This is a genomic window from Streptomyces sp. NPDC016309 (assembly GCF_043077235.1).
In the GTDB taxonomy this organism is placed as follows: Bacteria; Actinomycetota; Actinomycetes; order Streptomycetales; family Streptomycetaceae; genus Streptomyces.
This window is the reverse complement of the sequence record NZ_JBIBSG010000007.1, coordinates 322,131-344,565: the sequence shown is the minus strand read 5'-3', so window position 1 is coordinate 344,565 and position 22,435 is coordinate 322,131. Positions and strand designations below refer to the sequence as shown.

19 protein-coding genes are annotated in these 22,435 nt (G+C 71.0%); 6 read left to right on the top strand and 13 right to left on the bottom strand.

Going from position 1 to position 22,435, the window contains the following annotated elements:
• Positions 1-60 precede the first annotated feature (60 nt).
• Both ACF068_RS20185 and ACF068_RS20180 read right to left on the bottom strand, forming a co-directional pair.
• Positions 61-921: a helix-turn-helix domain-containing protein gene (locus ACF068_RS20185; RefSeq protein ID WP_392275614.1), complete on the bottom strand. Its 861-nt coding sequence runs from the start codon at positions 919-921 to the stop codon at positions 61-63.
• 271 nt (positions 922-1,192) lie between these two features.
• Positions 1,193-1,627, bottom strand: coding sequence for an ATP-binding protein (locus tag ACF068_RS20180; RefSeq protein ID WP_392275613.1), 435 nt, complete (start codon positions 1,625-1,627; stop codon positions 1,193-1,195).
• Positions 1,628-1,784: 157 nt separating this feature from the next.
• On the opposite strand from ACF068_RS20180, the gene ACF068_RS20175 reads away from it, so the two are divergent.
• Both ACF068_RS20175 and ACF068_RS20170 read left to right on the top strand, forming a co-directional pair.
• A complete protein-coding gene (locus ACF068_RS20175) occupies positions 1,785-2,663 on the top strand; it encodes a helix-turn-helix domain-containing protein (protein WP_392275612.1) in 879 nt (292 codons plus the stop codon).
• Positions 2,660-2,869, top strand: a complete 210-nt coding sequence (locus tag ACF068_RS20170; protein ID WP_392275611.1) for a DUF397 domain-containing protein — start codon at positions 2,660-2,662, stop codon at positions 2,867-2,869. Before ACF068_RS20175 ends, ACF068_RS20170 begins: the two co-directional genes overlap by 4 nt.
• 70 nt (positions 2,870-2,939) lie before the next feature.
• On the opposite strand, the gene ACF068_RS20165 is transcribed toward ACF068_RS20170, so the two are convergent.
• From ACF068_RS20165 to ACF068_RS20155, 3 genes are all read right to left on the bottom strand, one after another.
• On the bottom strand, positions 2,940-3,347 hold the full coding sequence (locus tag ACF068_RS20165) for an Imm50 family immunity protein (protein WP_392275610.1): 408 nt from the start codon (positions 3,345-3,347) through the stop codon (positions 2,940-2,942).
• A complete protein-coding gene (locus ACF068_RS20160; protein WP_392275609.1) occupies positions 3,334-3,837 on the bottom strand; it encodes an Imm50 family immunity protein in 504 nt (167 codons plus the stop codon). The genes ACF068_RS20165 and ACF068_RS20160 overlap by 14 nt, the downstream gene beginning before the upstream one ends.
• A 167-nt stretch (positions 3,838-4,004) precedes the next feature.
• Positions 4,005-5,117, bottom strand: a complete 1,113-nt coding sequence (locus tag ACF068_RS20155) for an alkene reductase (protein WP_392275608.1) — start codon at positions 5,115-5,117, stop codon at positions 4,005-4,007.
• Positions 5,118-5,183: 66 nt separating this feature from the next.
• Between ACF068_RS20155 and ACF068_RS20150 the strand changes: the two genes are divergently transcribed.
• Complete coding sequence (locus tag ACF068_RS20150; protein WP_392275607.1) at positions 5,184-5,567, top strand: MerR family transcriptional regulator; 384 nt, start codon at positions 5,184-5,186, stop codon at positions 5,565-5,567.
• Between the two features lie 47 nt (positions 5,568-5,614).
• Here ACF068_RS20150 and ACF068_RS20145 read toward each other — a convergent pair whose 3' ends face one another.
• The 5 genes from ACF068_RS20145 to metG all read right to left on the bottom strand — a co-directional run bounded on the left by ACF068_RS20145 (position 5,615) and on the right by metG (position 13,611).
• Positions 5,615-5,923: a hypothetical protein gene (locus ACF068_RS20145; RefSeq protein ID WP_392275606.1), complete on the bottom strand. Its 309-nt coding sequence runs from the start codon at positions 5,921-5,923 to the stop codon at positions 5,615-5,617.
• A 107-nt stretch (positions 5,924-6,030) separates the two neighbouring features.
• Entirely contained in the window at positions 6,031-10,695 is a 4,665-nt protein-coding gene (locus ACF068_RS20140; RefSeq protein WP_392275605.1) for a putative T7SS-secreted protein, read from the bottom strand.
• A complete protein-coding gene (locus tag ACF068_RS20135; RefSeq protein WP_392275604.1) occupies positions 10,696-11,340 on the bottom strand; it encodes a hypothetical protein in 645 nt (214 codons plus the stop codon).
• Positions 11,337-11,864: an SseB family protein gene (locus ACF068_RS20130; RefSeq protein ID WP_392275603.1), complete on the bottom strand. Its 528-nt coding sequence runs from the start codon at positions 11,862-11,864 to the stop codon at positions 11,337-11,339. The genes ACF068_RS20135 and ACF068_RS20130 overlap by 4 nt, the downstream gene beginning before the upstream one ends.
• Before the next feature lie 139 nt (positions 11,865-12,003).
• On the bottom strand, positions 12,004-13,611 hold the full coding sequence (gene metG, locus ACF068_RS20125) for a methionine--tRNA ligase (protein WP_392275602.1): 1,608 nt from the start codon (positions 13,609-13,611) through the stop codon (positions 12,004-12,006).
• A gap of 91 nt (positions 13,612-13,702) precedes the next feature.
• Here metG and ACF068_RS20120 point away from each other — a divergent pair, with 91 nt between their 5' ends.
• Both ACF068_RS20120 and ACF068_RS20115 read left to right on the top strand, forming a co-directional pair.
• Positions 13,703-14,359 carry a response regulator transcription factor gene (locus tag ACF068_RS20120; protein ID WP_392275601.1) on the top strand — a complete coding sequence of 219 codons (657 nt, stop codon included), beginning with the start codon at positions 13,703-13,705 and terminating at the stop codon, positions 14,357-14,359.
• Positions 14,356-15,489, top strand: a complete 1,134-nt coding sequence (locus ACF068_RS20115; protein ID WP_392275600.1) for an ATP-binding protein — start codon at positions 14,356-14,358, stop codon at positions 15,487-15,489. Before ACF068_RS20120 ends, ACF068_RS20115 begins: the two co-directional genes overlap by 4 nt.
• On the opposite strand, the gene ACF068_RS20110 is transcribed toward ACF068_RS20115, so the two are convergent.
• The gene (locus ACF068_RS20110; protein ID WP_392275599.1) at positions 15,486-17,288 is read right to left on the bottom strand and encodes a VWA domain-containing protein; all 1,803 of its coding nucleotides are present in this window, start codon (positions 17,286-17,288) and stop codon (positions 15,486-15,488) included. The two genes, ACF068_RS20115 and ACF068_RS20110, sit on opposite strands and share 4 nt — an antisense overlap.
• Positions 17,289-17,547: 259 nt before the next feature.
• On the opposite strand from ACF068_RS20110, the gene ACF068_RS20105 reads away from it, so the two are divergent.
• Positions 17,548-19,602: a PhoX family protein gene (locus ACF068_RS20105; protein ID WP_392275598.1), complete on the top strand. Its 2,055-nt coding sequence runs from the start codon at positions 17,548-17,550 to the stop codon at positions 19,600-19,602.
• Between the two features lie 80 nt (positions 19,603-19,682).
• Here the strand turns inward: ACF068_RS20105 and ACF068_RS20100 are convergent, their stop codons facing one another.
• Entirely contained in the window at positions 19,683-20,633 is a 951-nt protein-coding gene (locus ACF068_RS20100) for a hypothetical protein (RefSeq protein WP_392275597.1), read from the bottom strand.
• A 79-nt stretch (positions 20,634-20,712) separates the two neighbouring features.
• Positions 20,713-22,212, bottom strand: coding sequence for an APC family permease (locus ACF068_RS20095; RefSeq protein WP_392275596.1), 1,500 nt, complete (start codon positions 22,210-22,212; stop codon positions 20,713-20,715).
• Positions 22,213-22,435: the final 223 nt, after the last annotated feature.

Below are 22,435 nucleotides of genomic sequence, written 5' to 3'. Positions count from 1 at the left end.
TCCACCACTGCTTCACGAAGGCCCGGGATCCTCGGATCCCGGGCCTTCGCGTTCCCGGGCTCACCGCCCGGGAGCGCAAGCCCCGCAGGTTCCCGGCTCCGGGCCGCGGAAGGCGCGGTCGCAGAGGTCGCAGTTCTGGAGCGGATGCCTGACGGCCGCGGGGGTGTCCGGTGTGCGGAAGGCGGGCAGGGGCGGGAGCCGGGCGGCGAGGCGGTGGGCCAACAGGGCTGCCGGACGGTGCAGCGGCTCCGGTGGCAGGTCGGTGGTCAGGGCGCGCTGGACGGCCTCGGGACCGAGGTCGCGCTCGAGCCACGCGGCGACGCCCGGGACGAGATGGTCGGCGTCCGTGGCGGAGAGCAGGAGCCGTCGATCCTCGCGACGGAGACCGGAGAGGACCCCCAGGGCGGTCCGGAGAAGGTCCGGGGCCGGGTAAGCGGGCTGCGGCACGGCGGGCAGCGCGCGGCGGCGCGTCTGCTGGTCGGTGCCGCGCCGGGGCCGGGGCTTCGGCTCCTCCGTGGCGCCGGTCCGGCCCGGCTGGTTGCAGGACACCGTGCGGGTGACGATCCTGCCCCCTTCGGTGCGCACACGGGTGCGGCGCAGGTAGCCGTGGGCCTCCAGCTCGCGCAGGGCGCCGGCGATCCGGGTCCTTCCCTCCGGGAAGCGGTCGGCGAGGGTCCCGATGTCGATCTGCGCGCCGCTGGGGAGCGACTGGATGTGAACGGCCAAGCCGATCGCCAGGAGCGACAGTTCGGTGTGCTGGGCGAGGTGGTTGCCGATCACCGTGAAACGGGTGGTGTGCCGGGAGTTGTCGTGGATGACACCGCCGCCATGCGGAGCCCCACGGGCTCGCCGGGAGGAGTGGTTTTTCCGGTCGTTACGGGCGTGGGCGGGCGGGCGCACGCTACTGTTCCGAGTATCCATCGGGAAGGTGCTTCTTCCTTGATGGTCAGGCCCCCGCACTGGGATTAGCGGTCCCGGCGGGGGCCGACGCATGTCAGCGGTGATGTGGTGTGTCGCGCTGAGCGTAGATCAAGCAACCCGTCCCAAAGCCAGCCCAGTTGGTGTTTTTCACCCGCGTGAGTGAGCGGCTCGCCGAGGGGGAGGAGGGGTGGGGTTTGGTCCGGTTTCTTTCTCTCTCGTCGTTCCTTGGTAGACCGGCGGCCCCACCGGAGTCCCGGTTCCCGTACGCCGGTCAGGACACCGGGAGGTCGAGTTCCACCCACACGGTCTTCTGGGGGGCGGGCCCGAGCGTGGCGCCCCAGCGGTTGGCCAGCGCCTCGACCAATAGCAGCCCGCGCCCGGACTCCGCGTCGGGCGACGGCGGCCTGCGGCGCGGCAGCGCGTCGGCCCGGGTGTCCGTGACCTCGATCCGCAGGACGCCCCGGTCGGCGAGGAGCGCGAGCCGGAAGCTCCGGCCGGTGACGCGGCCGTGCGTGGCGGCGTTCGCCGCGAGCTCCGCGACGAGCTGCGCGGCGGTCTCGGCCATGCGGTACGGCACCTCGTGCCGGTCCCGAAGCCACTCGACGGCGAGCAGCCGGGCGAGCCGCGCACCGCGAGGCGTGGGGGACAGCAGGACACCGAAGTGAGCCCTGCTCGTACCGACTTGAGAGACGTTCGTCTGCTTCACCTCACCGAGAGTGGCCGCCCTCGCCCGCCGTGAACAGTGACAGCACGTAGGCGTAGGGTGACTGTCCGGAGCTTGTCCACCGCTGTCCAGGCTGTCCAGACGAGCCGCAGGGGTAGGGACGTCGCGGAACGAGTGCGCGGACGGAGAGGTGCGGGGCATGTCGGTGGACAGCGAGACCGGAGTACGGCTCAAGAGCGAGGCGGACGAGCCGGGTTGGGAGGTGGACCCGGACGACGACTGGGGCGTGGCCGTCATCGCCACGGTGGGACGGCAGGTGAAGCTGCGGAGGGAAGCGGTGGGCATGCGTGCCCCCGACTTCGGCGTGGCCGTCGGGTATGGCGAGGACCTCGTCTACAAGATCGAGGGCGGTAAGCGGATCCCCCGGCCCGAGTTCCTGGACAAGGCGGACGAGGTCCTGGGGGCGGGTGGGCTGCTGTCGGCCATGAAGGAGGACGTGTCGAAGGTCCGGTACCCCAAAAAGGTCCGGGAACTGGCCAAGCTGGAGGCCCAGGCGGTGGAGCTCCAGTTGTACGACCCGCTCAACATCCACGGCCTGTTGCAGACACCGGAGTACGCGCGCGGACTGCTGCTCATGCGACGGCCGGCGTACTCGCAGGACGAGGTGGAACGGATGGTGGCCGGTCGGATGGCCCGCAAGTCCGTCTTCGAACGGGACCCCGCGCCGGAGATGGGCTTCGTCCTGGAGGAATGGACGCTCCGGCGCCCGCTGGGCGGAAGGACCCGGCTACGCGCCCAGCTCGAACACCTGCTGACGGTGGCCCACATGCGGAACGTCGAGCTTCAGGTGATGCCGATGGACCGTGAGGAACACGCTGGAGTGGACGGCGGCATCGAGTTGCTGAAGTTCGGTGACGGTTCGGCGGTCGGCCGCTCTCCCGTGGTGGCGAACGGACGCCCGGTGACGGATGGGCGGCAGCTCCATATCCTGGAGCTGCGCTACGGCATCATCAGGGCCCAGGCTCTCACTCCCCGCGAGTCGAGAGCCCTCATCGAGCAACTGCTGGGAGAGACATGATCCGCCACACCTCGGTCGGGGCCTCGTCCGAACTCGCGTGGTTCAAGAGCAGCTACAGCAGCGGCAGCGAGGGCGACTCCTGCGTCGAGGTCGCCACCTCCCCCGGCACGGTCCACATCCGCGACTCCAAGTGCCCCGCCGGCCCCCAGCTCGCCCTCACCCCGGGCGCGTGGGCCCACTTCGTGTCGTACGCGTCGGGCAACTGACGGCGGGCGAGTCACCCTGTCCGTCAGCGCCATGGCGCCCGGTGGGAGGTCCGTTCGACTGTTCCCCCAGTCACCCGCGCGCAGCGAGGTAGGAACGCAGCCGAGCGAGAGATGACGTGGATGCCGTGAATTCCAGATGCGACCCCGTGGCTTCGATGCTGACCCTGACCCCATCGCCTCCGTGAGCACTCAGGGTGACGTCGGCGTCACGGGCGCTGAACGTCCAACCGGCGACACTGAGATCGCTCACACCGGCGAACCGCAGGTAGAACTCGACTGTGTTGTATTCCCGGCCGGTCCACTCGGCAGGAGGGTTCGAGGGAAGGGTGGACGTCTCGAAGCCCAGAGTTACCGACGCTTCTCTTTCGTCGATCTGCGTGTAATACAGTCTGCAGTCGTTCAGATCGGGGGGCGTGATGTATGCCTCCAACATCTCCTCCGTCCCGGCAACGATGCCCGTCCAGTCAGATCCGCCCATAGAAAGTCTTCTCTTCGGTTGCCGGGATGGATGCGTAGCGTACGGCGTCGAGCCTCTTTGAAAAGAAGTGCTGGGTTTCGTCCGTGCCGTCGTCCGAGATTTTGAAGGCGCTCACATGCCCCACCTGTACGGACTCGCTGCTGGTGAACCCAAGGGCTACCCCGGATCCTGTCACCTGCACTCGAATTCTCCGCTTCTCTGCCAGGAGCTGCGTGTCCAAAAAGGCGGAACGGACGGGTGGCTCCCACTCAGGCATAGTGAGGTCCTCCACAGCGAGAAACTGTACGTGGCACTGCACGGTGTCGACGTCGGTGCCTCGCCACTCCGGCGGAATCTTCTTCGGGAAGCTCGGTAGGTCCAGTCGCAGGGTGACCGTCGGCCCTCGCCAATCCAGATTGATTGAGCGCAAGCGAAATCGCCGAAGGTCCGGAACCTTCCCGTACAGGTTTATGAGGTCCCCGGCGTTCACCAGCTTCAGATCATTGGTCACAGTAGTAATGTTCCTCGGCTCCGGGCTATCTGGCCATCACGAGTGTCCTCAACCGTTCCACATGTACGTGCACTTCTTCTCGGTACGAGATGGGAGAGCAGCTACAGCACCGGCAGCGAAGGCGACTCCCGCGTCGAGGTCGCCACCTCTCCGGGTGTGGTCCACGGTCACGCGGCCGTCAGCGTCGGGTAGTCGGTGTACCCGTTCTCGCCGCCCGTGTACATCCAGCCCTCGTCCCTCAGCGGGTTGAGCGGCGCGCCGATTCGCAGCCGTTCGACCAGATCGGGGTTGGCCATGAAGGCCCGGCCGAGGGCGATCAGGTCGGCACCGGCGGCCAGCAGTCGCTCACCAGCCTCCCTGCCACCGTCGGCGGGCAGCGGACCGCCCCAGCCGAGCGCCGGATTGGCGACCAGGGTGCCGGACCACCGCTTGCGGATGTCCTGCCACAGGGGCGCGTCCGGGTCGGCGAACACGGTGTGCAGGTAGGCAAGGCGGGTGTCGGCGAGCGCCTCGACCAGCGCCGGGTAGATGTCCTCGGTGTCGCCCTCGTCGATGCCGTTGACGGTGTTGCCGGGGGAGACGCGCAGGCCGACCCGCTCGGGGCCGATGGCCGTGGCCACCGCCCGCACCACCTCGACGGCGAACCGGATCCGGCCGGCCACCGAGCCGCCGTAGCCGTCGGTGCGGTGGTTGGTGTTCCGCGCCATGAACTGGTGCAGGAGGTGGCCGTTGGCGGCGTGCACCTCCACCCCGGCGAAACCGGCGTCAATGGCGTTGCGGGCGGCAGCGGCGAAGTCGGCCACGGTGGACCGGATGTCGTCGAAGGACATCTCCCGGGGCACGACGGCGTCCTTGCGTCCGCTCGGGGTGTGGATGGTTTCGGGCAACGGCACGGGTGACGGCGCGACCGGCATCAGGCCGCTGTTGTCCGGGTGGCCGACCCGACCGCCGTGCTGGAGCTGAAGGAACATCCGACCCCCCGCGGCGTGCACCGCTTCGGTGACCTGCCGCCAGCCGGCCACCTGGGCCGGGTCGTGGATCCCGGGGATGTTGGGGTACGTCTGCCCCACGGCGTTGGGCGTGGTCGCCTCGGCGATGATCAGACCGGCGGAGGCACGCTGCGCGTAGTACGTGGCCATGACCGGTTGCGGCATCCCGTCGGCCCCGGCGCGGTTCCGGGTCAGCGGTGCCATGACCAGGCGGTTGGGCAGTTCCAGGGGGCCGAGCCGGGTGGGCTGGAAGAGGCGGGACGTCTCCGGCTTGTTCGCTGTGTTCGTCATGCCGGTACGGTAGGAGTTGACACCGGTGTCAGGTTCAAGTGCTTTTTTCCGCACGAGAGGTGCGCCATGCGAATCGGTGAACTCGCCCGTCGCACGGGCGTCAGCGAGCGGTCACTCCGGTACTACGAGACGCAGGGCCTCCTGACCGCCGACCGCACCCCGGGCGGCCAGCGTACGTACGGCGAATGGGCCGTCGACCGGGTCATCCGCATCCAGGCCCTCTACGCGGCGGGCCTCCACAGCAAGAAGATCGCCCAGCTCCTCCCCTGCCTGCGCGACACGGACGGCGGCCCCTCCGCCATCGCCACCCCCCGCCTGATCGCCGACCTCACCCGCGAACGCGCGCGTATCGACGACCTGATCACCGACCTGCTTCGCTCCCGCGAGGTCCTGGACGAGGCGATCGCCACGGTGTCTGGAGGGTCTCCACCTCTCGCCACTCCGCAGTGATCCGCCACCAGCACCCTGGGCGGCTTCAGAACCGGAGTCTTGGTCCGCTAGTCGTTCTTGTCGGGTCCTGCCGCAGCGATCGCCGCCAGGATGATCTCGAGGTCTGCAACTGTCGCTGCGCAGAAGTCCTGATCGCTCTGCGTGATGCGGGCCACTGCTTCGTTGAAGTCTCGCGTATCCGGACCGGACTCTTCGAGCAGCCTGGTCGGCAAAATCATCCAGTTCTTTCCCGTCGTGAAGCTCCAGTCCACCTGTGTAGGTGTGGACTGCAAGGCTGACGCAAATGTTGGTTTGAGTTCATCCTTGGGCTCTGCAAAGCGCCACCCGATGAATGAAACCTGGAGGTAACCGTGCACGGGGTGACGTTCTGTGGGTGCTCGGAACCACACTACTTGCCCGAAGTTGCTGAGGGTGTTCTTGGCTCGTTGATTGCGCGAGTTACCCGACACGGCGCCACTCGCCCTCAGTGACGCCCCCATGGCGGAAGTATTTTGTAATCGCCATTATGCCTCAGAATCTTTTCATGCTCGTTCGACAGTCGTAGTGCTCTCTCGTAGTCTCCCAGAGGCACGGGGTTCTCGCTGAGGGTCGGATCATAGACATACCGCCCATCAGTGTATACGTCGTGAAACATGTAATCTTCAAGGATGGCGCCGCCCTGTTCCGGAATTCGGATATCGTTACCCGAATAGGTCACGTAGTGAACGATTCTGCCTTCACCATCTGCGCGTCGGGAAATGAAGGCCGCGATGTCTGAGCAGTCAATTTCCGACCCCTTGGGGGCGGCTCGCATCGCTTCGGCAAGGTTTGTGCTTGGCGGGTGCTCCGGATTGGGTTCACGGAAATCGTAAGGACCTCGGGGGCAGGGAGACAGCCCCAGCGGGTCGGCCCATGTCTGAGGATTGTGCACATACGTCGCCGGGTTGGGTGCGGGTGCCAGGCCGAGCGGGTCCGACGTGAGGTAACGCGCGGTTACCGGGTCGTAGTGTCGGCGGAAGTTGTAGTGGAGCTCCGTTTCCGGGTCGAAGTATTGGCCCGGGAAGCGGAGGGGCGTGTAAGTCGTGCTGTCGCTGGCCCAGGTCGTGGAGCCCCACAGTGTGCTGCGGGTGTGCCAGGCGAGGGCTCCTGACTCGTCGACGAGTTCAGTCGGTGTGCCGATCAGGTCGGTGACGATGGCGAAAAAGCGCTCATCGACCGTGTCCTGTGGAGCGTCCGCGGCGCCGATGCGTTCTGTTTGGGTCAGCGGGTGAAGGCCGTCGTGGTCCCAGGTGAGGGTGACGGGGCTGGGGAGGGTCTCGCCGGAGGCGGTCTGCTCGCAGAGAGTCGTGCCGTCCCAGGTGAAGGAGACCCGCTCGGCAATGGAGGCACCGTCCGCCGCCAGACGTTGCTTCGCGATGCGACGGCCGAGCGCGTCGTAGAGGTACCGCCACACCGTGCCATCCGGTGTGGTCACGGACACCAGACGGTCCTCAGCGTCCCACTCGTAGCGCCATGTGTCCGGCTTGCGGGAGAGGCGGGTCTTCTGGCGCAGGACGACGCGGCCTTGCGCGTCGTGCTCGTAGCGGATGCTGCCCGCGCGGCTGATGCGGGTGCCGGTGTAGGAGCGGGTGCCTGTGGCTTCGTGGGCCGGGTGGGAGGCGGGCCAGGACGCTTCGGTCTGGTTACCGGCCTCGTCGTACGCGTACCGCTCGGTCCAGCCTTCCGCGTGGACGGCGGTGACGCGTCCGGTGACGTCCACGTCGAAGGTGCGGGTGCCGGAGAGCCGGTCCTGGATGCCGATCAGGTTTCCGTCCGCACGGTACGTGTAGGCGCGGCGCTGGACGCTGCGGCCTCCGCCGGTGACGTGCTGGTCCGTGAGGCGGCCCAGCGGGTCGAAAGCGTGGGTCAGTGTGACCGTGTCACCGATGTGGCGGGACAGTTCCCGGCCCGCCGCGTCGTACGCGAACCGCAGGGAGCGTCCTGCCGTCACCAGTTCGGTGCGGCGGCCCGCCTCGTCGTACGTCCACTCGCTCACCGCCCCGGTGGGGGTGGTCCGACCCGTCCGGCGGCCGAGGACGTCGTACGAGAACTCCAGCCGCGCGCCGTTGACCGTCTCGGACCGGAGCCGTCCGTGCCTGTCCCGCAGCCGTACCAGCGTCACGTCCGGGCCCGTAGCCGTGGCGAGCTCGTCGAAGACGTCGTACTCGAAGGTGGTGACGGCACCCTCGGCGTCCTTGCGGACGATCCGGCCGAGGGCGTCGCGCTCGAACCGGATCGTCTGCCCGAGGCCGTTCGTGCGGGAGACCAACCGGCCCGCCGCGTCGTACGCGTAGACCAGTGTCCGGCCGTCGAAGTCCTGCTCGGTGAGCGTCCGGCCCGCCGGATCGTAGGTGTAGTTCCACGTCAGGCCCTGTGGGTTCATCACCCGCGTCAGCCGGAGATTCGTGTCGTGCGCGAACTCGTAGCGCACGCCGTCCGGGCCGGTGCGGGCCGTCAGGAGGTCGAAGTCCGTGTACTCGAACCGGGTCACCCCGCCCATCGCGTCCGTGTGCGACAGGCAGTTGCCCTCACCGTCGTACGTCCACGACTGCTCGGTGCCATCCGGGTCGATGCGCCGGGCCAGCCGGCCCTCGACGGTCCACTCCAGGCGGGTCAACGAGCCCAGCGGGTCGGTGATCGTGGTGGGGCGGCCGAAGGCGTCGCGCTTGTAGTGGACGGTCGCACCGAGCGGGTCGGTGACCGCGAGGGGCAGGCCGGCCCGATCGCACCGTACGACGGTCGAGTGGCCGAGCGCGTCGGTGATCGTCGTCAGGTGGCCGGTCGCGTCGTAGGCGAACGTGGTGGTGGCGCCCGTCGAGTCGGTGACCGAGGTGCGGTTGCCCCTCTCGTCGTACGTCTGGCGTACCACCGTCCCGTCCGTGCGGCGCACCCGTACCGGCAGGCCCAGTGAGTTGTACTCGGCCGACATCGGGCGTCCGTCCGGTCTCACCACCTCGGTCAGCCGGCCCTGCTCGTCGTAGGTGAAGCGGGTGACGTGGCCGAGGGCGTCCGTGCGGGACAGGAGCCGGTTGTAGGCGTCGTACTCGGAGCCGACGACCGCGCCGAGCGGGTCGATCTCGGCGACGACCTGAACCCTGTCGTTGATGAGGTAGCGGGTGGTGTGGCCCAGGGCATCGGTGACGGAGGTCTGCCGCAGACCGGTCGCGGCGTCCGTGTCGTCCCAGGTGAAGCGGGATTCAAGATGTCCGTTCGAGCCCGAGTGGTACACGCAGCGGTGCCGCTCGTCGTAGACGTAGTCGAAGTGGCTTCCGTTGGTGTCGGTCCACGAGGTGATCCGGCCGTGCTCGTCGCAGCCGAAGCGCAGGGGACGGCCCGAGGAGTTGGTGACCGAGGTCAGGTGCCCGTCCGTGTAGCCGTAGCGAAGAATCTCCTGGTCGGTGCCGTCCGGGGCGGCGCCGGCGAGGTGGAGGGCGGTGATCCGGCCCTGGTCGGTGGTGAGCTTCAGGTGGTAGCCACCGTGGTGGACGATCGAGGTCGGGGCGCCGGCCTGGTCGTACTCGAAACCGATCCACCGCCCGTTGCGGTCGTCGATCTGCGTCAGCAGGGCCAGCTCGGCGCCCTGCTCGGTGAAGTGCCAGACGCGGCCGGTGGCGGGGTCGGTGACGGTATAGGTGTCCCGGTCGCGGTCCAGGGGCCAGCGGCGGCCGTGGGTGGGCATGACCGGCACGCCGGGTGCGGGATGCGGGTAGGCCAGCAGACTGCCGTCCTCGCAGATGAACACGATGCCTTCGGAGTCGATCTCCAGGCGCTGGTCGACGGTGCTCGCCCACGCCGGGCCGAACCAGCGTCCCGCGCGGTAGGAGGACTCGAATGTGCGAGTGAAGGCAAGCGGCAGTGACCCCGGGAGGGCGATGTCCGTCTGCGGAAGGACCATCCGGCCGGTCGCCATGTCGACGGGGTCCCCCTCGCACCGCCGGTCGGTGCACTCGCGTGACCTGTCGTGCGGACCCTCCTGATGTCCGGCACGCCCCTTGCCGCCCCCGCTCGGGGTGTCGTCCAGGCCCTTGCGCACCAGGGACCTCAGCCCGCCCGCGCCCCGGGTGCCCAGCACTTCCGGGAGAAGGCGCCCGCCGAACTCGTGCGGGTCCTCCTGGAACGAGTCCCACGCGGCCTTGAGCGCACGGTCCGGGTGGGCGCCGGTCGAGACGAGCCCGGCCAGGGTCATGTTGACGTTCTCGTAGTACTCGGCCGGGTGCGTGCGGTTGTACGGGTCGAGCGGGTTGAGCGAGCGGACGAAGTTGGTGAGGCCGACCGTGCCTTTGACGGCTCCGCCGACGAAGTGCGTCGTTTCGACGCCGTTGCCCAGAGCGAGGTCCAGCACGCCGAGCCGGGCGCGTTCGGCCGCGGACTTCTCGGCGGGGGCGTGGGCGAGGGCCGCGGTGACGACCTGGTTGGCCCTCTCGGCGGCCTGGTTACGCTGGCGGCGGGCGTTCTCCAGGATTTCCTGGGCCTGGTCGCGCGCGGCCAGCCCGGGGTCGCTGAAGGGACCCGGCTCGGGCAGCGGGGCGTCACTGGTGCGGGCCTTGTTGTAGGCGTCGACCTTCTTGTTGTACGCGGCGACGGCCTTCCGCGAGGTCTCGTTGCCCTGCTTGAACAGGGCGATCGCCTCCCTGGCCATGCTCTGCGCGGCGGTCACCGTCGCGGCGTACGCCGTCAGCGCGGCGGCTGCCGCCTCGAAGGCGTCCGCCGCGCGCAGCCAGTCCGTGGGCAGGGCCCCGAACTGTTCACGGAAGGTGTTGGCGGCCTCGCCCTTCCAGGCGCCGGAGTCGAGGTTCTTCATGCCCGAGCCGACCAGGTTGAACGCCGTCGCGAAGTCACGCAGGTTGTCCGCGCTCGAGGTGATCAGGGAAGCGCGGCCGTGGACCAGTTCCTCGGCCTCCTCGCTCTCACCGAGCTGCTTCTCGCCCACCTCCGCGCCCAGCGTGGAGGCCGCGCCGTCACCCCAGTCGGTGACCGCTTCCGCCACACCTTCGGCGCCGACGTAGTCGAGGGCGCCCCCGAGGGCATCGGTTCCCTTGTCGATGCCGATGCCGACGACCTTCTTGCCGCCGTTCCAGAGGTCCTCGGCCCTGCCCAGCCAGTCGGTCATCTACTCGCTCCCCCACATCGGCTGCTCGGCCCGCTTGACGGCCTCCTCCGAGGGCTCGTAGGTCTCGCGCATGCGCTCGTCCAGCGCCTCACGCACCGTCGGATCCAGGGCGCCGTTGTTCTCCAGCGAGTCCAGAACGGCGTCCTCCACGTCGTAGCCGGTGTCCTGCCACGTCTGCTTGACGTTCTCGTGGGCCGCCGCCATGGACTCCGGGCTGTAATCCGGGTTGTCGGTCGCCCGCTGGGACCTGATCTCGTCCCAGTCCTTGGCCTTCACCTCGTCCTCGGTGAGGTGCGGGTTGCCGTTCAGCCCGTTGACCGCGATCTTGAGGGTGTCCTTGACGTACAGCTCCTGCTCGTGGAAGGCGCCCGCCGACAGCCCGAGACCGGAGGCGAAGGCGTTGCCCCGCTGCATCAGGTCGCGTACGCCCCACTCCCAGCGCTCGCAGAACGTCCCGAAACCGGCTGCCAGCCCCGCGTGCCCCATCTCCAGGCCCGACAGGGCCAGCTCCGAGAAGCCCCGGCCCGCCGTCGCCCGGCCGATCATGCCGAGGTCCTTCAGCTCCTCGTGCGCCTTGTCGATACCCGCCGCGATCAGCGCCAGGGCGGCCCGCGACGCGGCGAGGTCGGGATCGGTGCCGGTCATCGTGCCGCCTCCGGATCCATCGCCGCCGAGTCGGGCACGATGCCCGCGACCGGCGGGAACAGCACGCCGTCGGCACTGCCCGCGTCCAGCGCCACACCTGCCGGGACGCCCAGCTTCGGCACCAGCACGTCCAGCAGCCGAGCCCCACGGATCGTCCGGTACTCCCACGCCCGTCCAAGGTCGCCGCGCGCGTACGCGAACCGGGCGAGCGTCCCCTCGTTCGAGAAGGCGCAGATCCACCGGACGCCGCCGTGCTCGGCGGTCCACAGGCTGCCGTACGGATCGATGGGGACCAGGACCGCGGTCCGGCGGAATTCCCCCAGCAAAGCGGCGAACTCGTGCCGGGCGGAGGACGGGGGTCGCGGTGGCGCCGCTTCCGGCGCGGACGGTACCGCGGGGGTCGACGGTGCCGCGGGGGCCGACGGTGCCGCGGGGGCGGCCGGATCGCTGGCCAGTTCCGTCAGTCTCGACGGGCGGTCCGGTATCGGTCCGCCCGCCGTCCCGCTGTCCCGGTGCGTGATCATGGCGGAGATCATCACACGTACGGATTTTCGACTGCAATCGCTTTGGCGGAGAACGGCCGAAACGCGGCGCAGCATGGACGAAAGGACCGCCGCCCCTCTCGAAGGGGCGGCGGTCCCGGTCGTGCGGAGTGGAAGGAGGTCAGTCCTTCTTCGGCTCCTCCAGGCGCGGGAAGAGCACCGCGCCCTTGGTGACCGTGGCGCCGGCGGGGAGGAGGCCCCAGGCGGCGGCGGAGTCGACGGTCTGGTCGGCGAGGGGGCCCAGGACGGGCTCCGCGCCGAGGGAGTCCCAGAGCTTCTGGGAGGTGTCCGGCATGACCGGGTTCAGCAGGACGGCGACCGCGCGGAGCGCCTCGGCGGCGGTGTAGAGGATCGTCGCCAGGCGGGCGCGGCCCTCGTCGGAGGTGTCCTTGGCGACCTTCCAGGGCTCCTGCTCCGTGATGTAGCCGTTGACCTGCTTCACGAAGTCGAAGATCGCCAGGATGCCGCCCTGGAAGTCCAGCTCCTCGCCGATCTTCCGGTCGGCCTCGGCGACCGCCTTGGCCAGGCCGTCCCGGACCGCCTGCTCGGCGTCACCGGCGACCGTGGCCTCCGGCAGGGTGCCCTCGAAGTACTTGCCGACCATCGCCGCGACGCGCGAGGCGAGGTTGCCGTAGTCGTTGGCCAGCTCGCTCGTGTAGCGGGCGGTGAAGTCCTCCCACGAGAAGGAGCCGTCGCTGCCGAACGCGATCGCCCGCAGGAAGTACCAGCGGTAGGCGTCCACGCCGAAGTGCGAGGTCAGGTCCTGCGGCTTGATGCCCGTCAGGTTCGACTTCGACATCTTCTCGCCGCCGACCATCAGCCAGCCGTTCGCCGCGACCTTGCCCGGCACCGGCAGGCCCTGCGCCATCAGCATCGCCGGCCAGATCACCGCGTGGAAGCGGAGGATGTCCTTGCCGACCAGGTGCACGTTCGCCGGGAACGTCTCGTCGAACTTCGCCTGGTTCGAGCCGTAGCCGACGGCCGTCGCGTAGTTCAGCAGCGCGTCGACCCACACGTAGATGACGTGCTTGTCGTCCCACGGGATCGGGATGCCCCAGTCGAAGGTCGAGCGGGAGATCGAGAGGTCCTGAAGGCCCTGCTTGACGAAGTTCAGGACCTCGTTGCGGGCCGACTCGGGCTGGATGAAGTCCGGGTTCGCCTCGTAGAACTCCAGCAGCTTCGGGCCGTACTCGCTGAGCTTGAAGAAGTAGTTCTCCTCCTTGAGGATCTCCACCGGCTTCTTGTGGACCGGGCAGAGCTTCACGCCCTGCTCGTCCTCGATCAGGTCGCCGGGGAGCTTGTACTCCTCGCAGCCCACGCAGTACGGGCCCTCGTACCCGCCCTTGTAGATCTCGCCCTTGTCGTACAGGTCCTGCACGAACTCCTGCACACGGTCCGTGTGCCGCTTCTCCGTCGTACGGATGAAGTCGTCGTTCGCGATCTCCAGGTGCTCCCAGAGGGGCTTCCAGGCCTCCTCGACGAGCTTGTCGCACCACTCCTGCGGGGTGACCCCGTTCGCGTCGGCCGTGCGCATGATCTTCTGACCGTGCTCGTCCGTGCCGGTGAGGTACCACACCTTCTCGCCGCGCTGACGGTGCCAGCGGGTGAGCACGTCGCCTGCGACGGTCGTGTAGGCGTGGCCCAGGTGAGGAGCGTCGTTGACGTAGTAAATGGGGGTCGTGACGTAGAACGCCTTCGCCCCCTGCTTCTCGGATCCAGTGGCCGCCATGGTCGAAATCCTATCCGGCCGCGGAAGCTGCCCTCACCCTCGTTCCGAGGGGGGAGACGTCCGCGAAACACGGTGCGTGGAGAGTGGACGCATGCGTGTACTGGTTGCCGAGGACGAGACCGTCCTCGCCGGGCTCGTCGCCGCGGGGCTGCGGCGTGCCGGATTCGCCGTCGACACCGTCCACAGCGGGGACGACGCCCTCGCCCACCTGGGGCTCTACGACTACGACGTCGTCGTCCTCGACCGCGACCTGCCCGGGGTGCACGGCGACGAGGTGGCCCGGCGGATGGTGGCGGGCGGGGCACGGACCCGCATCCTGATGCTGACCGCGGCGGTGGGGCTGGAGGACCGGGTCGAGGGGCTCGACCTCGGGGCCGACGACTACCTGGGCAAGCCTTTCGAGTTCCCCGAGCTGGTGTCGCGGGTGCGCGCTCTGCGGCGGCGCAGCGCCCGGCCGCCCCTGCCCCCGCTCCTGGAACGGCACGGATTGCGGCTCGACACCGTACGCCGCACCGCCCACCGCGACGGGCGGGACCTGGACCTGTCGCCGAAGGAGTTCGCGGTGCTCCAGGTCCTGCTGGAGGCTCAGGGCGCGGTGGTGTCGGCGGAGGAGCTGCTGGAACGCGCCTGGGACGCGCACGCCGACCCCTTCACCGGGGCGGTACGGGTGTGCATGAGCAAGCTGCGCGCCAAGCTCGGGCCGCCCGCGCTCATCCGCACGGTGCAGGGCGTGGGGTACGCGCTGTGATCGGCCCCGGCTCGCGCATCCGGACGCGTATCGCCCTGGTGTACGGGGGTGTCTTCCTGGTGCTCGGCGGCTGCCTGCTCCTGGTGGTGAACCTGCTCTCCCGTGCGGGGACGCGCGGCGAGGCGGAGGCCATCGCGGAGCGGGCCGGCGCCGGGGACTGGGTCGGGGACTGGGCCGGGGCCGAGGCGGGGGCCACGGGTCCCTTCCGGGTGGACGAGCTCACCGGTGAGGTCAGCCGGGCGGCCTCCGAACAACTGCTGATCTGGTCGGGAGGCGCGCTGCTGGTCATGGCGCTGTGCGCGGTGGTGGTCGGCTGGTGGACGGCCGGCCGTGTCCTCCGCCCGGTGCACGAGATGACCGCCCGGGCGCGGCGGCTCTCGGAGCGGAACCTGCGCGAGCGGCTCGCGCCGGGCGGCCCGGACGACGAGCTGAAGGAGCTGGGCGACACGATCGACGCGCTGCTGGCGCGGCTGGAGGCGGCGTTCGACAGCCAGCGGCGGTTCATCGCCAACGCCTCGCACGAGCTCCGTACGCCCCTGGCCACCCAGCGCGCGGCGATCCAGGTGGGCCTCGACGACTCGGTCCCCGCCCCGGTCCGGCAGGTGCTGCTGGACACCAACCGCCGCAGCGAGCGGCTGATCGACGGGCTGCTGCTGCTGGCGCGCGGCGAGCGGGGCCTGGCCGAGCGGGAGCCGGTCCCGCTGGGCGAGGTGGTGGCGGAGGAGTGCGCCCGGTACGGGGTGGAGGAGGTGTCGGGCGCCGGCGGGGTGGTGCCGGGCAACCGGGTGCTGCTCGGGCAGCTCGTACGGAACCTGGTCGCCAACGCGGTGGCGTACAACGTCCCGGGCGGGTGGGTCCGCGTGACGGTGGACGGTGGCGTGCTGACGGTCGCCAATACCGGGCCGGTGATCGCCGAGGCCGACGTACCGGGGCTCTTCGAACCCTTCCGGCGGGGCGAGGGGCGGGACCGGATGGGGCCCGGCGCGGGGCTCGGGCTGTCCATCGTGCGATCGGTCGCCACCGCGCACGGCGGCACGGTGACGGCCGGGTGCCGGGACGGCGGGGGCCTGGTCGTCACCGTGCGCCTGCCGGTCCCGGCGGGTACGGCCGGGACGGCTGACACGACCTAAAGGGACCAGTCCGCGAGGAGCTCGCGGTAGAAGGTGGCGTGCGGGACCTCACGGGGCGCGGGGCCCGCGTGGAAGAACCCGGCGTTGGGCGCCTCCAGCTTGCGCAGGTAGTCGAACGCCTTGGCGTCCTCCTCCCCGAACGCCACGAACTGCCAGTGGACGCCGCTCGCGCCGGCCGCCGCGTCCGCCAGCGCCTCGGTGGCGGCCGTCCGCGACTCGGGCGCGCCGTCGGTCTGGAAGACGACCAGGGCCGGGCGGTCGGCCGCGCCGGACTTCCCGTGCAGGTCCAGCACCTCGCGGATGGCGCGGTCGTAGTTGGTACGGCCCATCCGGCCGAGGGCGCTGTGCAGGGCCTCGATCCTGCCCTCCACGTCGCCGAGCGTGACCTCGCCGGTGCCGTCGATCTCGGTCGAGAAGAAGACGACCCGGACGGTGGCCTCCTCGTCGAGGTGCGCGGCGAGCGCGAGCGCCTGCTCGGCGAGGTGCTGGGCGCTGCCGTCCTTGTAGTACGGGCGCATCGACCCGGACCGGTCGAGGACCAGGTACACCGCGGCACGCGCACCCACGAGGTCCCGCTTGCGCAGCGCGGCCCCGGCCGCCTTGTACGCCTCGGCCAACTGGGGCGCCTTGCCCTTGACCCGGGCGAGGGACAGGGCGGGCTTCCCGGCGGGCGCGGCGGCGGGGGCGGCGGTGGGGGCGGCCTCCGCCTCGGGGGCGGCCTCGGGCTCCGATTCCGGCTCCGGCTCGGCGGCCTGCGGGGCCTCGGGCTCCGGTTCCGCCTCGGCAGCGACGGGCTCCGGCTCGGGTTCCGGCTCCGCCTCGGCAGCGACGGGCTCCGGCTCCGGCTCCGGCTCCTCTTCGGGCTCGGCGGCCTGCACGGGCTCCGGGTCCTGCTCCGCCTCGGCAGCGACGGGCTCCGCCTCGGGCTCCGGCTCCGCCTCCGCCTCCGGCTCGGCGGCCTGCGGGGCCTCGGGCTCCGGTTCCGGCTCGGCAGCGACGGGCTCCGCCTCGGGCTCCGGTTCCGCCTCCGGCTCGGCGGCCTGCGGGGCCTCGGGCTCCGGTTCCGCCTCGGCAGCGACGGGCTCCGCCTCCGGCTCCGGCTCCTCTTCGGGCTCGGCGGCCTGCACGGGCTCCGGGTCCTGCTCCGCCTCGGCAGCGACGGGCTCCGCCTCCGGCTCCGGCTCCTCTTCGGGCTCGGCGGCCTGCACGGGCTCCGGGTCCTCTTCGGGTTCGGCGGCCTGCGGGGCCTCGGGCTCGGGTTCCGCTTCGGCAGCGACGGGCTCAGGCTCCGGCTCCGCAGCGACGGGCTCAGGCTCCGCCTCCGCAGCGACGGGCTCAGGCTCCGGCTCCGCAGCGACGGGCTCAGGCTCCGCCTCCGCAGCGACGGGCTCAGGCTCCGGCTCGCCCTCCGCAGCGACGGGCTCCGCGGGCTCCGGGTCCTCCTCCGGCTCCGCAGCGGCGGCCTGCGTGGCCTCCGGCTCGGCCTCCGGTTCCGGTTCCGCCTCGCGGGCGGCCGGGACGGTGGCGCGGCGCGACTGGGGGTTGTCGAACGACGCCGCCACCAGGTCCGCCGCCGCCAGCTCCGCCGCCCGCTCGGCCGAGGCGTCCTCCGACGGCGCGGCGGGCTCCTCCGGGGGCGACGACTGGGACGGGACCGTGGCCGCCGGGGTCGCGGGGGCCGTGGGCTCCTCCTGGGGCACCGCACGTTCCGCCTGGGGCGGGACGGAGGCGGTCGCCGTCCCGTCGCGCTCCGCACGGTCGCGTCCAAACACCTTGCGCAGCAAGCTCCGAATGCCCATGGGCGAGGCCTTTCGCATGTGGGGTGCCGTGTATGTCCGTACTGCTAGGAATCATCCCTGGCCAGGGCGGACACGTAAGGTTAGCCGCCCCGCGTCCCGCCGAAAGGCAAGGGGCATTCGCGTCAACCCGGCCCGGACGTACCGGATTCATCCACCGTTCATCCGGCAGCCGCCGACCTGCACTTCTCCCCGCATAACGTCACCGCCGGACCCGATTCCCGACACCATGTCGGCGCAGGCTGCGCCGGAGGAGGACGAAGTGCGCAAGCTGCTGCCGCTGCTGAGCACCAACCCGCACGGAGGCGGCCGTTCCGCCCTCACCTGCCGATACCGGTGCGGCGACGCCTGCTTCCACGAGGTGCCCAACACCAGCGACAACGAGTACGTCGGCGACGTCATTGCCGGCGTCCTGTCACGCCGGTCCCTGATGCGCGCCGCCGCCGTCGTCACGGTCGCCGCCACCGCGGGCGGTGCCGTCGTCGCCCAGGGTGCCGGACAGCAGGCGGTCGCCGCCACGCCCCCGACCGCCGCCGGCAAGGGCAAGGGCGCCGGCGCCCGCGGGCTGCGCTTCACGCCCGTCGCCCCCAACACGGACGACAAGGTCACCGTCCCCGAGGGCTACGCCCAGAGCGTCGTCATCCGCTGGGGCGAGCCCATCCTCCGCGGGGCGCCCGCCTTCGACCCGGACCGGCAGACCGCCGAGGCCCAGGCCGGCCAGTTCGGGTACAACAACGACTTCCTGTCCCTGCTGCCGCTCAAGGGCGAGCACGGGCGCCAGGTCCTGGTGGCCAACCACGAGTACACCGACGAGATCCTGATGTTCAAGGGGTACGACCCCGAGAACCCGACCCGCGAGCAGGCCGAGATCGCCTGGGCCGCGCACGGCCTGTCCGTGGTCGTCGTCCAGGAGCAGCACCGCGACGGCAGGCTCACCCCCGTCACCCGGCACCCCCTCAACCGCCGCCTCACCGCGACCAGCCGGTTCCGGCTCACCGGCCCGGCGGCGGGCAGCGCGCTGCTGCGCACCAGCGCCGACCCGGCCGGCCGTACGGTCCTCGGCACGCTCAACAACTGCGCCGGCGGCACCACCCCGTGGGGCACCACCCTCCACGGCGAGGAGAACTTCAACCAGTACTTCGCCAACGGGTCGAGCCCCACGGACAAGCGGTACGGGATCGGCTCCGGCGCCACCGAGCGCAAGTGGGAGCGGTTCGACAAGCGCTTCGACGTCAAGCAGGAGCCCAACGAGCCGCACCGCTTCGGCTGGGTCGTCGAGCTCGACCCGTACGACCCCGACTCCACGCCCCGCAAGCGCACCGCGCTCGGCCGCTTCAAGCACGAGGCCGCCCAGCCGCGCCTGACCGCCGACGGGCGCCCGGTCGTCTACATGGGCGACGACGAGCGGTTCGACTACTTCTACAAGTTCGTCTCGTCGAAGCGCATGATGAAGGGGAACTCGCGCAAGGCCCGCGAGCACAACCTCACCCTCCTCGACGAGGGCACGCTGTACGTGGCGAAGCTGACCGGCGACAGCCCGCAGGACGTCGACGGCACCGGCAAGCTCCCGGACGACGGTGAGTTCGACGGCAGCGGCCACTGGATCCCGCTCGCCACGGGCGACGTCTCGCACGTCCCCGGCATGACCGCCGAAGAGGTGTACGTCTTCACCCGCCTCGCCGGTGACAAGGTCGGCGCGACCAAGATGGACCGCCCCGAGGACGTCGAGCCGTCCCCGCGCACCGGCCGGGTGTACGTCGCCCTCACGAACAACAAGGACCGCGGGGCGGCGGGCAAGGCCGGCGCCGACGAGGCCAACCCGCGCAACAACAACAAGCACGGCCAGGTGCTGGAGCTGGCCGAGCACTGGGACGACTCGGCCTCCGACGGCTTCGCCTGGCGGCTGTTCCTGGTCGCGGGCGACCCGGAGGACCCGGCCACGTACTTCGCGGGCTACCCCAAGGAGAAGGTCAGCCCCATCTCCTGCCCCGACAACGTGGCCTTCGACGCGCACGGCAACCTGTGGATCTCCACCGACGGCAACCAGCTCGGCTCGCACGACGGCCTGTTCGGCGTGGCCACCCAGGGCGAGCGGCGCGGTGAGCTGAAGCAGTTCCTCACCGTGCCGGCCGGCGCCGAGACGTGCGGCCCGCTCATCCAGGACCGCCGCGTCCTCGTCGCCGTCCAGCACCCGGGCGAGGTCGACGGGGCGTCCGTCGAGAAGCCCGCCTCCACCTGGCCCGACGGTCCGGGCCGGATCGTCCGCCCGTCGGTCGTCGCCGTGTACCGCCAGGACGGCCGCGACATCGGCGTCTGAGGCACGGGCCCCCGGGGCACGGGGCCCCCGGGGCCCCCGCCGCCCCGGGGGCCGCCCCGCGCCCGCGGCCTCCCCCGCCGTCACGAGGTGGCGCGGCCGTTCCCGCGCCACCTCGTGAACTGCTCCGCCGGGTCACCCGTGTACGACCACGGCACCCAGGACGCCCGCGTCCCCAGCAGCCCGAACAGCTCCCCGTACACCTCGGGCAGGCCCGCCCAGCAGGCGGCGTGCGCCAGGTAGTTGAGCGGCTCGACCTCCTCCGGCCGCACCGCCCCTGGCGGCCGGCCGCCGAGCCACCGCTCCCGCGTCCGCCGCACCTCCGTGGCCGCCAGCTCGTGCTTCCAGTGCTGGTCGAACCCGCGCACCGGCCCCCGCCCCCGCGCCGCGTCCGCGAGGTACCGGTACTCCTCCACCCGCGCGATCTGCACCAGCACCGGCAGCGGCGACCCGGGCGGCGCCGCCCCCGCCGCGTCCCGCGCGAAGTCGTACATCGAGCCGTGCGTGCCGTGCCACCGGGCCGACCAGTACCGCAGCAACTGCACATGGCCCTCCAGGTTGTGCGGGTCGCGCCGCCGCAGCTCGTCCCACCAGCGCCGCAGCTCCACCCGCCCCACCCCGCCCTCGTACAGCCGCGCCACGGTCAGCAGCGACACCCACGGCATGGGGTCGGCCGGCCGCGCGTCGGCGGCGCCCAGGCAGGCCATGACCGTCACGTCGAGCCGGGACCGGTCCACCGCCGTGCCCCGGCCCGCCGCGATCGCCCGGTTGAAGACCCGTACGACCTCGGTCGCCGCCCGCAGCACGGCCGCGTCCGGATCGTCCGGCTCGGCCGCCCGCCACGCCTCCACGGCGGTGCTGTCGGCGGCCGCGTGGGACAGCAGCCGCAGCCGGTGCGTACGGAGGGCCCAGTCGTCCCCGGTGTCCCGCAGCAGGTCACGCACGCCCTGCCAGCGTCCGATAACGATGTCGTGGCGGGCGTCGGTGAGCGCCCGGTCACCCGAGTCCGGGTCGAAGTCGGGCGCGAAACGCATGGAGCGGCGACTGCGGCGTACGGCCAATTCCCTGTCCCCCGTCGAAAGCGCGGTCCTGTCGTGAATTCCCGTCCTTCTCTTAGAAGTCGGTCGCCAGCGTTTCGTTCCCGTCCGCCCGCTGGTGCTGCCGGGGCAGGTCGTACGGACCCGACGCCGCCATCGCGCGGGCCGCGTCCAGCCGGGCGGGGCGGTAGTACGCGCTGCCCTTCCGCCAGTACCGGACCATGGGGACGATCCCCGCTCCCAGACCGCCCAGGCCGATCGCGACCGTGGTGCCGCTGAGCTCGCCCAGCGACTCGTAGAAGATCCAGAACATGAAGACGGCGCCGGCCAGCGGCCACGCGCCCCCGAGGACGAAGTCGCGCACGGACTTCAGCAGCAGCCCACGGTAGGCCACCACGGCGGCGAGACCGGCCAGCCCGTAATAGAAGGCGATCTGGAGCCCCATGGCGTTGACGGCGTTGTCCAGGATGTCGCCGACCGAACCGAGGGCCGTCGCCGCCACGAACATCACCAGCGCCACCGCCCCCACCACCGCGATCGCCACCCACGGGGTGTTCCAGCGGCGGTGCACCGCGCCGAGGGCGGCCGGCATCGTCCGGTCCCGGCCCATCGCGAACAGCGACCGGGTGACCTGGATGAGGGTGGTCTCCAGGGTGGCGACGCTCGACAGCATCACCGCCACGATCAGCAGCTTGCCGCCCACGCCCGGCCAGACGGCGTCACCGAGCAGCGCCAGTACGTTCGCCCCGCCCGCGCCGATCTCCTCCGCCGACAGGACCACGTTGACGGCGATCGTGAACGCCTCGAAGAGCAGGAACACCACCCCGATCCCCACGAGCGCCGCGAAGCCGGCCGTGCGGCGGCTGTCGCGGGTCTCCTCGCTCAGGTTGCTGGTCACGTCCCAGCCCCAGTAGGAGAAGGCGGCGATCAGCGCCCCGGAGGCGAAACCGGACACCCCGTCGAAGTGCGAGAACCCCAGCCAGGACCAGTCGAAGGCGGCGGCCGCGCCACGGTGCAGCACCACGCCGACGATGAACAGCAGCAGGATCAGCAACTCGACGCCGGTGAGCAGGAGCTGCGCCCGTACGGTGAGCCGGGCGCCGCCCAGGACCACCAGCAGCATGATCAGGAACCAGCCCGCGCCGACGGCGGTGGCCGCCGCGGTGTCGCCGGCCAGCCCGGGGGCCAGGAGCTCCAGGGTGAGCTGCCCGGCCGGCAGCGAACCGGCCACCATGAAGAGCGTCGCGGCCACGATCAGCGCCCACCCGGACAGGAAGCCCAGCGCGGGGTGCAGCGTCCGGCCCACCCAGGAGTAGCTGGCACCGGCGTTGACGTCGATCCGGCCGAGCCGGCTGAACGCCAGCACGATGCCCAGCATCGGGACGGCGCAGTACAGCAGCGCGGCGGGTGCCGCGAAGCCGACGGTGCCGACCAGGACGGCGGAGGTGGCGGCCAGCGAATAGGCGGGCGCGCTGCCGGCGACGGCCATCACGACGGTGTCGAACGTGCCGAGGACATTGGGTTGGAGCCCCCGCCCGGGAGGCCTGCTGGAAGCCTTGCTTGAGCTGCTGCGCATGACGGACGTCCTTGTATGGCACGGCATATGGCGGTGGAGCGGGAGCGGACCGCGCACACCGCGGGAGGGGGCGGCACGCGTGGGCCGAGCGCATCGTAGTCGGGCGGACGCGGTGCGGTGACGCCACCCGGAAGGATGACGTCCGGAATGTATCGCCGCGTTACGGGTGGTGCAGGATGGGTCTGTTGGGGCGGGAGAGGCGGCGACGGGCGCCGGAAACCGG

Excerpts from the sequence above, each read along its gene's own strand:
- ACF068_RS20185 (WP_392275614.1), bottom strand. The coding sequence starts at position 921 with ATGGATACTCGGAACAGTAGCGTGCGCCCGCCCGCCCACGCCCGTAAC.
- ACF068_RS20175 (WP_392275612.1), top strand. The coding sequence starts at position 1,785 with ATGTCGGTGGACAGCGAGACCGGAGTACGGCTCAAGAGCGAGGCGGAC.
- ACF068_RS20170 (WP_392275611.1), top strand. The coding sequence starts at position 2,660 with ATGATCCGCCACACCTCGGTCGGGGCCTCGTCCGAACTCGCGTGGTTC.
- ACF068_RS20165 (WP_392275610.1), bottom strand. The coding sequence starts at position 3,347 with ATGGGCGGATCTGACTGGACGGGCATCGTTGCCGGGACGGAGGAGATG.
- ACF068_RS20155 (WP_392275608.1), bottom strand. The coding sequence starts at position 5,117 with ATGACGAACACAGCGAACAAGCCGGAGACGTCCCGCCTCTTCCAGCCC.
- ACF068_RS20150 (WP_392275607.1), top strand. The coding sequence starts at position 5,184 with ATGCGAATCGGTGAACTCGCCCGTCGCACGGGCGTCAGCGAGCGGTCA.
- ACF068_RS20140 (WP_392275605.1), bottom strand. The coding sequence starts at position 10,695 with ATGACCGACTGGCTGGGCAGGGCCGAGGACCTCTGGAACGGCGGCAAG.
- ACF068_RS20135 (WP_392275604.1), bottom strand. The coding sequence starts at position 11,340 with ATGACCGGCACCGATCCCGACCTCGCCGCGTCGCGGGCCGCCCTGGCG.
- ACF068_RS20130 (WP_392275603.1), bottom strand. The coding sequence starts at position 11,864 with ATGATCACGCACCGGGACAGCGGGACGGCGGGCGGACCGATACCGGAC.
- metG (WP_392275602.1), bottom strand. The coding sequence starts at position 13,611 with ATGGCGGCCACTGGATCCGAGAAGCAGGGGGCGAAGGCGTTCTACGTC.
- ACF068_RS20120 (WP_392275601.1), top strand. The coding sequence starts at position 13,703 with ATGCGTGTACTGGTTGCCGAGGACGAGACCGTCCTCGCCGGGCTCGTC.
- ACF068_RS20110 (WP_392275599.1), bottom strand. The coding sequence starts at position 17,288 with ATGGGCATTCGGAGCTTGCTGCGCAAGGTGTTTGGACGCGACCGTGCG.
- ACF068_RS20100 (WP_392275597.1), bottom strand. The coding sequence starts at position 20,633 with ATGCGTTTCGCGCCCGACTTCGACCCGGACTCGGGTGACCGGGCGCTC.
- ACF068_RS20095 (WP_392275596.1), bottom strand. The coding sequence starts at position 22,212 with ATGCGCAGCAGCTCAAGCAAGGCTTCCAGCAGGCCTCCCGGGCGGGGG.